This window comes from Nostoc sp. GT001, from assembly GCF_030382115.1.
Taxonomy (GTDB): Bacteria; Cyanobacteriota; Cyanobacteriia; order Cyanobacteriales; family Nostocaceae; genus Nostoc.
The window spans coordinates 198,719-210,396 of record NZ_JAUDRJ010000003.1; the positions used below are offsets into that span (position 1 = coordinate 198,719).

General features: G+C 40.6%; 8 protein-coding genes. 5 read left to right on the forward strand and 3 right to left on the reverse strand.

The features are described from left to right. Window positions 1-135: 135 nt before the first annotated feature. Window positions 136-2,400 carry a DUF1796 family putative cysteine peptidase gene (locus QUD05_RS03470; RefSeq protein WP_289794882.1) on the reverse strand — a complete coding sequence of 755 codons (2,265 nt, stop codon included), beginning with the start codon at window positions 2,398-2,400 and terminating at the stop codon, window positions 136-138. A gap of 790 nt (window positions 2,401-3,190) precedes the next feature. On the opposite strand from QUD05_RS03470, the gene QUD05_RS03475 reads away from it, so the two are divergent. From QUD05_RS03475 to QUD05_RS03495, 5 genes are all read left to right on the forward strand, one after another. Next, window positions 3,191-3,907 carry a biliverdin-producing heme oxygenase gene (locus QUD05_RS03475; RefSeq protein ID WP_289794883.1) on the forward strand — a complete coding sequence of 239 codons (717 nt, stop codon included), beginning with the start codon at window positions 3,191-3,193 and terminating at the stop codon, window positions 3,905-3,907. Window positions 3,908-4,128: 221 nt separating this feature from the next. Further along, window positions 4,129-5,511: an oxygen-independent coproporphyrinogen III oxidase gene (hemN, locus tag QUD05_RS03480; RefSeq protein WP_289794884.1), complete on the forward strand. Its 1,383-nt coding sequence runs from the start codon at window positions 4,129-4,131 to the stop codon at window positions 5,509-5,511. Window positions 5,512-6,340: 829 nt separating this feature from the next. Beyond that, window positions 6,341-6,619, forward strand: coding sequence for a GlsB/YeaQ/YmgE family stress response membrane protein (locus QUD05_RS03485; RefSeq protein WP_094349864.1), 279 nt, complete (start codon window positions 6,341-6,343; stop codon window positions 6,617-6,619). A gap of 165 nt (window positions 6,620-6,784) precedes the next feature. Further along, complete coding sequence (locus QUD05_RS03490) at window positions 6,785-7,477, forward strand: manganese catalase family protein (RefSeq protein WP_289794885.1); 693 nt, start codon at window positions 6,785-6,787, stop codon at window positions 7,475-7,477. A gap of 477 nt (window positions 7,478-7,954) precedes the next feature. Continuing rightward, window positions 7,955-8,695, forward strand: coding sequence for a DUF3891 family protein (locus QUD05_RS03495; RefSeq protein ID WP_289794886.1), 741 nt, complete (start codon window positions 7,955-7,957; stop codon window positions 8,693-8,695). A 659-nt stretch (window positions 8,696-9,354) separates the two neighbouring features. Here QUD05_RS03495 and QUD05_RS03500 read toward each other — a convergent pair. Beyond that, complete coding sequence (locus tag QUD05_RS03500; RefSeq protein ID WP_289794887.1) at window positions 9,355-10,032, reverse strand: response regulator; 678 nt, start codon at window positions 10,030-10,032, stop codon at window positions 9,355-9,357. Window positions 10,033-10,292: 260 nt separating this feature from the next. Next, complete coding sequence (gene era / locus QUD05_RS03505) at window positions 10,293-11,267, reverse strand: GTPase Era (RefSeq protein WP_289794888.1); 975 nt, start codon at window positions 11,265-11,267, stop codon at window positions 10,293-10,295. Window positions 11,268-11,678: the final 411 nt, after the last annotated feature.

Below are 11,678 nucleotides of genomic sequence, written 5' to 3' on the forward strand. Positions count from 1 at the left end.
AGTACGCCGAAATAACAAATGGGTACTCCGAAATAACAAATGGGTACGCCGAAATAACAAATGGGTACGCCGAAATAACAAATGAGTACTCCGAAATAGCAAATGCGTTGGCGTAGTCCACCGCAGGCATCGCCTCTACCCTATTTCCCACCCCTTCGGTATTTTCGGCGGACACCAAAAGAGGTTTTTGCTAGACACACCAAGAGATTCCAGAATTCCTCGCATCACTTCTGTGCAGTACATCCAGTGTCCCAAATCGTCATACATGCGATCGGGATTAAACTCGACATTGTAATGCAGCACATTGGGAAGGTCTAAAAACTCATCACCGCTTTGGGGAGAAAGAAGCAAGAGATGAAATGGCTTCCCCTGGCATTGTTTTTGCAGCTTGTTGACTAAATCTATCACACCATCGCGTAGCTTGCCGCCGTAGGCATCGCTAATTCCTGTGCGGACAAAAAGCACTTTGTCGCAATGTTGCAATGCGTACCAAAACCTTTGGGAGCGTGCTGTGTAACGAACGCGCATCCGTTCATGGACGGGAGACATATCGTTCGTTGGGTCGTCTGTCTCTTCAACTTCATGGGCAAAGGATAAACCCGACCATTTACCGTGGTAAATCCTGCCTGCATCGGGACTGTAATGCAGAAAAGCAGGGTTCCACATATCATCAAAACCGTGTTCGATCGCATCCGCAACATCTGCAATATTAGTGGTACGCGTCAGATCGAAGGGAAAGGCGGGGCCATCATACTCCATCTTATACAGCATCATGCGGACGGCACAGCGATCGCCAAGGGGAAGAATCGCCACACGGCTGATATCCGATAACTCACATTTGTATTGGAATAACACCGCAGACTTAGGTGGTGCTTTCACCCGGCTTTCTAACCCATCTTTACCAATCATCATCGTGCGAAACGGGACATCGGGATCAAGCGGATCTTCATAAACACCCGATGGCATGGCTTTAAGTGCGTCGCAAACTTCCGTCCACATCGGCTGAATGTTGTACTCGCTGTCTGATTCGTTGATTACCCAGAGGTGGCGTTCATCCGCTTGCAAAATTCCCAAATGTCCGTCATAGAATAAAACGTTGTTCGGCGAAAAAAGATTGAAGGCGGGGCTATATTCTAAATCGCTATTTGGGGGGATATTTATTGTAGTTGCGATCGCGCCATCCTCTACAGCCAAGAAAGGGAGCGTCCCCGGCTTGACAGACTTCGCAATGTAAATACCTGATATCAATCCAGCCTTACTTTGCAGTGCAGTTTGTAGTTCTTGCCAATAGGGAGCGATCGTGTAGCTGTACTGCGATGAATTAACAATCCGTAAATGCTTCTCTTCCATACACACAGAGACATGAAAGCCCCCATTATCAAAGTAGATAGGAAATTCATTCGGTTGCTGGAAGCGTTGTTTTTCTTTTGCTAATGCGTCTTTGTTGATATCGAATAAATGGTGATCGATCTGCTGATACATAAGGCTATGACCAACTGTATTCGGGTGAGCCGGATCGAAGGATGTCCCCGCTTTCCATCGTCCTTGTCCATCATCTACAGCTGCCAACCAATCCAATACAGTCACGCCCCAATTGAGCATTCGTTTGTGTGTGTCTCGGATCAGCGAGTAATGTTCTAGGGAATAATCACCGTTGGGATAGACTCCGCCTAAAATCGGGATTGCTCCGATGTCGCGCGTCATTTTCACAAGCTGCTGCAAGCCACTTTCAAACCGCCGTTGTAGTGCCCGCCGTTCGTGAGGGGAACAGTAAGCTAACCCTTCGTTACCTAGAGATAGGGCAATGATGACGATATCTGGTTTTTCTGGGGTGACAAACCAGGGGAATCTAGCGATCGTTCTGCTGACATTCGCCCCCACCTCCGATACATTCACGAGTTTATGCCCATATTTTTGCTGTAAAGCCTGTGCCAATAGCCAGACCCAACCTTGCAAAAACCAGGCTTTATGACCTAATGCAACGGAACTGCCAATGACTACGATTTTTAACCCTTCAGACTCTTCATCCAGAGGTATTTGGACAGGCGACTCCTCAATGTATCCGAAGGGGTAAGGTTGTAAATAACCGAATGCGCCATCATCCACAATAATTTTGCTGGCGTCATTGTTAGAGTCAATTGGAATCCAGCGGTTTGTATCTAGTAAGCTCTCCCATGTTGCGTTACCGTTTGCATCAAAGCGCACATACTTGTATTCAAATTTCTGTTGACCGCCTGACTCTTGAATTTCAATATCTGTCCACCATAAAGGATAGCGATCGCCACTTGTACGCAGATGAACACATTTACTAATATCCCACAAACCCAACTCTGGAGTAGAACCCACCAGACCAATGGATTCGCCCGTTTGAGTGTATGCACTGATCTGGAATCTATACATAGAGTTTATCCTGATTTAGTGAGGACTATACCAAACGGTCAAGCTGAATCCTTAAATCTGTTTTGAGAATATCACATAGAACTCTGAAGAATCCGGTATTAATCTTATTAAGTATACTGAAGTTCTGATTTACATCACTCAAAGCTACAGCAGGCAAGCTTTTCAAAAATTAAATTGAATTTTTATAGAAGATTTAATACTAATTAAATAGAATATATTGTATTAAAAGTTTTAGTACAACTAAGAACAAATCAAAACAAGGATAAGATTAAGTTAAATTTTTCCTTCTATAGCACTAAAATACGTTGCTGAATCAAGGGATGATTCTTGTAGGGTGGGCGACACGAGATCCCTGAAATACAAGGGACGGGCTTTTGGTCCATCCCACAAAACTAGCAAAATCATCCCGCAAATATGCAACGCCCAAATTTTATTTCTACAAGCTGCACACTCACGACCATAAGTCACGAGTTCAGCGCTGATCGCCCATCTCAGAAGAGTTTAAATGCCTATCTCACAACCAATTTTGTTTACTAGTCAACTAGGATGTGCCTGAACATGAGCATCAGAAAAACATAAATAAATATGAATATCTTAATAGCTATATATAAATGAATAGTTAAATAATCTTAGGAGAAATAAAAATAGCTGGGATTTGCATCGGCAGTTGTGGATAGAGTGATGCAGATCCTTTCTAAACCTAGAATAACAATTTTTTAGCTGGTCTTGGTAGGCATCATGAGTCGGTGACTGCCAAGAAACCTTGCGCTTGAACATGAAGGAAGCAACAATGAGTAGCAATTTAGCCATCAAACTCCGCTCTGGAACTCAACAAGCCCACACATCAGCGGAAAATGTGGCATTCATGAAATGTTTTTTGCAAGGAGTTGTGGATAAAGACTGCTTCGCTAAATTCTTAAGCAACTTGTATTACGTCTACAGCGAACTAGAAGCGGCATTAGAGAGCCATGTAAAGCATCCTGTGATTAGTGCAGTTTACTTTCCTGAACTTAATCGCCAATCCTCACTCGAAAAAGACATGGTGTTCTATTATGGGGATAATTGGAGAGAGCAAGTTACACCCTCACCTGCTGCCCAGAGCTACATTGACCGCATTCGGGAAATTTCTGCTAGTGAACCAGCTTTATTGCTAGGTCATGCCTACACTCGCTACATGGGCGATCTTTCTGGGGGTCAAATGCTACAAAAAGTTGCTCAGTCAGCCCTGAAGCTTTCTGGCTATGAAGGCACATCCTTTTATAACTTTGAGCAAATTCCTGACAAAAAGGCATTTAAGGATAAGTATCGTCAGGCATTAAATGCATTACCCGTTGATGATATAACAGCAGAACGGATTGTTGCAGAAGCCAATACTGCCTTTGGGTTCAATTTAAAGATGGCTCAAGAGTTAGAGGGAAGTTTAATTAAAGCACTTGGTCAAGTTCTCTTTGATAGCCTCACTCGTTCTCAGAATTCAGGTAGCACTGAAATAGCTGCGGCTAATTAATTTTGTCATTGGTCATTTGTCATTTGTCATTGAACATTGGGTAAAGAGGCAGAGGTGTAGGGGGAAGGGCGCAAAGGAAAGGAATTTTCCCCCAAATCCCTTGCTCCCCTGCTCCTCGGTCACTGAGCCTGTCCTGAGCGTAGCCGAAGGGCATAGTCGAAGTGCTGCTCCCCATTAATCGCGTCTCTACCTACTCCCTTCATTCATTGGAAAGCAACTCAATGGTTTTTCTATTACCTGGTGTTAAGTTCGATCTGGATCTGATTCAAAAGTACGACACTCGCGCACCTAGATATACCAGTTACCCGCCTGCTACAGAGTTAAGCGAAACATTCACTGAAACTGATTTTAAGGCCGCGATCGCCGCATCGAATCAACGCAAAACCCCTCTTTCTTTGTATTTCCATATCCCCTTCTGCCAAAGTGCTTGCTACTTTTGCGGCTGTAACACAGTAATTTCTAACAACAAGAATATTGCTAAACCTTACGTGGAGTCTTTGGTTCAAGACATTAAAAACACCGCAGCTTTAATCGATTCAGATAGAAAAGTGCTGCAAATCCACTGGGGAGGTGGTACTCCTAATTACTTGGAGCGTCACCAAGTAGAATTTTTATGGAAAAACATTAATCACTATTTCAACATCGATCCCCAAGCAGAAATCTCAATTGAGATTAATCCCCGCTATATCGATAAAAACTACATTTTCTTTCTGAGACAGATTGGATTTAACCGCATTAGTTTTGGCATTCAAGATTTTAATCGCCAAGTTCAAGTAGCTGTCAATCGTGTCCAGCCAGAAGAAATGCTTTTTGATGCCATGAGTTGGATCAAAGAAGCTAAGTTTGAAAGTGTGAACGTAGACTTAATTTATGGTTTACCTTATCAAACACGTGAAACATTTCAAGAAACGCTGAAAAAGACGATTGAATTAGATCCCGATCGAATTGTTGTCTTTAACTTTGCTTATGTGCCTTGGCTCAAACCGACACAAAAAAATATTCCTCAAGAGGCGCTACCCCCAGCGGAGGAAAAGTTAGAGATTCTGAAAATGACCATTGAAGAATTGACTAATAACCAATATTTATTTATTGGCATGGATCACTTTGCTAAAACTAATGACGAATTAGCGATCGCTCAACGTAATGGTACTCTCAAACGCAATTTTCAGGGCTACACTACCCACGCCGAGACAGAATTATTTGGTTTTGGTGCAACATCCATCAGTATGTTAGAAGATGCTTATGCTCAAAACCACAAGGAGTTAAAAGATTATTATCAGACATTGGCAGCAGGTAGTTTACCTGTTAGTAAAGGTATCAAACTCACTCAAAATGATATTATTAGACGGGATGTGATTATGGGTATTATGTCTCATTTTCAGCTTCATAAGCAAGATATTGAAAACAAATATAATATCATTTTTGATGAATATTTCTCTGAGGAAATAGAGGCGTTAAAACCACTAGAAGCCGATGGTCTAGTCAGTTTATCAAAAAATCAGATCCAGATTACCGACATCGGTAGATTGCTAGTAAGAAATATTGTCGTCATATTTGATACTCACACAAAAACGCGAGAGACAAAGTTCTCCCGCGCTATTTGATATTACTTCTGCAAGTCTTTACCACATATTATCCCCTCAATCTACCTTAAAAATAAAATTTGAGGGGATATTATTAAGACTATATTAATCCAATTTTATGCTTTAACTTATTTCGTGTGGTGGATGAAGTGCAGTGCAAGCGGGATACAGCACTTCCGGCAGCTATGAGGTACATCCTCAAAGCTGAAAGCTATGATAGGAAAGGGCAAAAAGAAAAACTGTACTGTATTGCATAATAGCTGTCAGTGCTTTAACCCAAGTTTTTCTAGTCCTCTTCTAGAGGACTTGCACCATTAGACAGGGAATTCTATTCCCTGGCGGTCTGTATTGCATAATAGCTGTCAGTGCTGTAAGTAGTCAAAAGGCAATTGGAATAAAGTTGTTAAATAAAAATGTGCAACAACAATCTTGGTTAATTAATTATTTATCTAGATAATTAATGATGAGTTATGACGAAAAATCTCAAAGATTGAATGAAGAAATATTTTTAATACATCCCCAATAAGTTAGATACAAACTTTATGTCTTAGGGTAGAGATAAAAAATAAGAGATTGACTAATAAATTAATATTTAGTTTTGCAGACAAAAATCATGACTGTGATTGATTATATTATATTTATATGATAATAAATTATAGCTTAAATATACCAAAATTTTTGTTTGATATCTAAGATGTAAAATATGCTAAATTATCATCCAATCTATACAATACGGATATAAATTATTTTGTATAACTTTTGGATTTAGCATTTACCCCATCTGGTAGAAAGAATTTGGAATTAGAGTTGATAACTTAGATATTAAGTGAGTGAGATTGTTGAGGCGGTTATGAGTATTATTGCTTGGATAGTTTTAGGACTTTTGGCAGGTGCGATTGCTAAAGCTATTTATCCTGGTTATCAAGGCGGCGGAATTCTCTCCACAATGATTTTGGGTATCATTGGTGCTTTCGTCGGTGGAAGTTTATTTACCTTGTTAAGAACAGGAACTCTGCAAATTACTGCGGCTGGTGCTGGTTTAACTCTTCCTGGTATTTTAGTGGCTGTGCTTGGTGCAATTGTTGCTATTTATCTGTGGGGATTAATCAGAAGAAGCAGCAATGTATAACCGCTGATTGGCAGTTATCAACCATGAGATAACTACTGTATTTTATTAAATCTTCTAGTTCACCAGTTTAAGAAGCTATAAAACATCAAATTAGCTCTATCTGGAAAAAGACTAAAAGATAAGTTGATTCATTCTGTAAAACCAAATTTTGGGAAGTGTAAATCTATGTTTTTTCACAAAAAAGAGCCTATTCATGCAGTTAACGTTAGTGAACCAAATCCTCGTTTTGCTCAGTTGCTTTTAGAGCAGTTTGGCGGAGCTACTGGAGAACTTAGCGCAGCACTTCAATATTGGGTTCAATCATTCCATGTCGAAAATGCTGGCATTAAAGACATGCTCCAAGACATTGCCATTGAGGAATTCAGCCATTTAGAAATGGTTGGTAAACTCATTGAGGCTCATACTAAAAATGTAGATCAAACAGAGGCTTATAAGAGTACTCTTTTTGCAGTCCGAGGAATTGGGCCTCATTTTCTAGATAGCCAAGGTAATGCTTGGACTGCAAGTTACTTGAATGAGGGTGGAGATGTAGTACGTGATTTAAGAGCTAACGTTGCAGCTGAAGCTGGCGCTCGTCAAACTTACGAAGAATTGATTAAGTTGGCAACCGACAAAGGAACCCAAGAGACTTTAGTGCATCTGTTAACACGAGAAATTTCTCATACTCAGATGTTTATGAAAGCTCTAGATTCACTAGGTAAGTTGACAGATCCATTCTTTGGTAATATTAAGCCAGATGAAACTGTTGCTCTTTATTACAACCTATCTACAAACGGAGATGGTAAGGATGAGCGCGGCCCTTGGAATTCTGAGCCAACATTCAAATACGTTGCTAACCCGCTAGAAAGCCACTCTTAATTGCATAGGTTGATTTTGAGCAGAGAGGTTTTTGGCAGATTCTGAACAACTCCCAATAATCTAGTGGACAAATAATATCATGTCCGCATAATTAGTTATGATTCCCAGAGTCATTGCACCCCACCCCCAGCCCCTCCCCGCTTGCGGTGAGGGGAGACAAAGCGCAGCTTTGGCGGGGTGGGGTTCTTGGGGTTTAGTAAGTAATCAAGCGGACATGATATAACCTACCTTCTTTAGAAAATGTTGGGCTGTTTAGCTATATTTAGCGAGCAAAAAAATACCGACTTTTCTTGGAAAAGTCGGTATTTTTATTTAAGTATTTGGGTATTACACTCAATTTAAAATAGCTATAGCTATTAAATCTTCAGCCACACTGAAAAAGTTAGAGCGATCGCTGCTTCAATTTCTACCCCAACATTTCTGACTTCAGAAATTAATTCAACTCAAAATTAAAACTCAGAATCAGGAGATTAACTTGTGATTGTCAACGCTACGCCAAATGGTTGGGAAGTTATTTATCATCGTGCCCATGCTTTATTAGCAGCTGAACTAGCGGGACAATGGCGACGCAAAGATGCGCCAGTAAGGTTATATGAAACCATAGCTGCAATTTCTCATCATGATGATCTAGAAAAAGAGTGGGAAGAAGATACTCTAACTGAAGCGGGTGCGCCAAAGGACTTCATGCTCTCCTCAAATGACGATGTAGATGCAGGTGTCGATAAATTGGCTAATTTGGCAAAGAATGCCCTTTACCGTGGACGATGGGTAGCTCTATTAATTTCCATGCACATCAGCCGTTTAAATGAGTCAAGGCGGGGTAAGTCTTCAAAATTAGACAAACTTTTAGACGAGCAACTTCAAAATCAGCAACGTTGGCGCAAAGAATTGGGCATCAAAAAGGAGGAAGTTGATGTAGCCTATGCATTTATGCAATGGTGCGATCGCCTTTCTCTCATTTTATGTCAGCAAGAACTACCTGACGATGAACGGTTTTTAGAAATTAGCAAGGGCCCTGAAGGTGAGCGCTATGACATCATGCAGCGCAGTGACAACTTGGTTGTTGTCAAACCCTGGCCCTTCCAAAACGATAAATTCACGGTCAACGTCGAAGCCTGTAGCCTCTCCCAAGTGAAATTTGAGAGCAGCAGCAAATTAACTCAAGCGCTACAACAAGCCCCCATCAAGGTACTAGAGTGGACATTCGTTAAGAGTTAGATGCTATGAAGCTTACAGCTAGTAAAAAAACTAGGTTATGCGATCGCACTCTTCTATCAAATCCNCTAATTATTGTTACAATGGCTATCNNNGTAACGACTGCTGATGAGATACCAGAAGTAGCGATCGCATTTAGTGCTAAGGGTGTGAGAGCAGTTTTAATTATTTTAACTTTTATCTAAAGATGTAGTTTTAAGACAGATTGTTACTACTTATGATAGTTCCTCTAAATCATTCCAATCAGTGAAAGTAAATATACTTAATAACTGAGGTTCAAAGCATGGACTCAACAGGTAAGGTTCAAACTGTGGACTCGTCCTGGTCTCTTCCACTGCCGTTGAAAGAGTATGCAATGAGCCGAGTAACTGTCTACTTTTATAGCGACAGCTGGGTTCCAATTAAATATTGTTCTTTGGAAAAGGCAATTTTGCTTCACCAAAAAGCAAGTTTAGAAGGCAAGGAAATTTTGTTATTTCCTGCTAATATAGACCCTAATCAATTCTCAAACTCTTTTAACTGAAATGCATTGAGGTAGACTATTTTTCAAACATCTTGGCAACAAATTAGTCAGCGATAGAGGCGTACATATATATGTACGCCTCTACTTGTAAATGGGAGTAAAAGGGACTGGAGATTAGGGATTAGGTTGCATTTGTGTTCTAAACCAACCCAGAACGCAGTGCGACAACTGCTGCTTGCACGCGATCGTCTACTGCTAATTTATTCATAATCCCTCGGACATGAGTTTTGATGGTGTTGGGACTGAGATAGAGTTTTTCGGCAATCTCCGGGTTGCTCAATCCATCTACCATCAGCTTTAATACTTCTAACTCGCGTCCAGATAAGTTGGCATTGTTGGTGGTGGGTGAAGGTGGTTTGAGATTATCAATCACTCGCCGTGCAATTTGGGGATCGAGATAGGCTGCACCATCAACTGCGGCTGCGATCGCACTTAACAATCGTTCCACACTTGCACCTTTGATACAATAGGCATCTGCACCGCTAGACAGTGCCGCAATAATTTCTGTCTCCGTTTGATGAGATGTCAGCATTACTACATGAGTTGCTGGTAGCGCCGCTTTAATTTGCTGTGTTGCGGCAATGCCATCCAATCGCGGCAACCCAATATCCATAACCACCAAATCAGGTTTAAGTTGCAGTGCGGCTTGAACTCCCAAATAACCATCTTCAGCTTGGCCAACAATCTCCAATTGAGGATGAGCCATTAACGATTGCTCTAATCCCAGTTGCATCATCGGATCATCTTCGACAATTAACACGCGCAAGGGCGGAGCATTGACGGGTAAATTTAAGGGATAGTGAGCATCTAAAGACATTTTTATTAGTTATTAGTTAGGAGTTATTAGTTAGGAGTTAGGATTTGCTTTCAAGGTTAGGTATTCAGGTTTCCAATAAGTAGTTGAGGAAATTCTCAATTATTCAACTGACGTTTAGGGTTTTCAGGCAATCATATTGATTCTCAAACTAAATAAATTGGTCTAATTTGAAAAACCTACCAATCATAAACAAACCAGGGAGTCAGGAATTATTCATAACTCTTTAATTCCTCACTCCTCACTCCTAACTTCTAATTTTTTTATTCTTCCACGCGATAGCCTAACTCTGCTAAACTAATCCGCGACTGTCGCCATTTTGGCTGGACTTTCACAAACAATTCTAAGTAAACTTTACCAGCGATTAATTTTTGAATTTGTTCGCGGGCTTCACTACCAATTGCTTTGAGCATCGCTCCACCTTTGCCGATGAGTATGCCTTTTTGGGAATCACGCTCGACGTTGATAGTAGCAAGTACACGGGTAATGCTGGGAGTTTCTTCTACTAAATCAATGGCGATCGCTACTGAATGGGGTACTTCTTCACGAGTCAATAATAAAATTTGTTCTCGGATTAATTCACCCATAATAAAGCGTTCTGGCTGGTCAGTTACCAAGTCTGGAGGATAATATAATGGCCCAATTTCTAAATGTGCAATTAATAATTCTTGAAGTTCTGGTAATCCGGCACTAGTCTTGGCCGAAAATTTCACGATTTCCCATTCATGAGACTGGGCCATTTGAGCGTAACTATCATCTAGAAACTGCGAATCAGTCGGTTGTTGGTCGGTTTTGTTCACACCCAGAATTACTGGTGTTTTGCTGCGACTGAGCAATTCGGCAATATAGCGATCGCCCGATCCACAAGCTACGGCTCCATCTACCACAAATAACACTACATCAACCGATTCAATGGCAATTTTGGCATTTTGCACCAATACTTCGCCCAATTGATGATGGGGCTTATGAATTCCTGGCGTATCTACAAATATTAACTGCGCTTCTGGTGTAGTTAATACACCGCGCAAACGGTTACGTGTCGTTTGTGCTACTGGTGATGTAATGGCAATTTTTTGTCCTACTAACTGATTCATCAAAGTAGATTTACCGACATTTGGACGACCAACAATGCCGATAAAACCTGATTTAAATTCAGGAGGAGCCTGGGGGATTGTGACTTCTCCCGGAAAAGAAAAGTTGTAATTTTCAATACTAGTCACCTTTGGCTCCACCCTCATATTTTCTAGCTGGGATAACTTGATTTTTTCTTAGACACAAAATAGGCATAAAATTACCCTGGCATTTTTAGGGATTGCTTTTGCCGAGGTTTAATCTACTACTGGCTCTACACTTATATTTTACAGCTGAGATAACCTTAGCTGTAGTATTCAGTAGTCAGAATAAATATTAAAAAAATTAAACTCTAAGTTTACCTCATTTCACCAGTAATCATACCAAACCCACATAAATTATGACTTCTAGCTCAGAATTTACTGAACTTTTAGACTTTGTTTTGTTTTTAGATGCAAAAGAAACATAAAATTACTTTGGCATTAATAGGGAAGACTTTTGCTTAAGTTTAATCTACTACTAACTTTGGCTTAAGTTTCATCGACTAATTAATATATACATTTGGATCAAAATGTCAA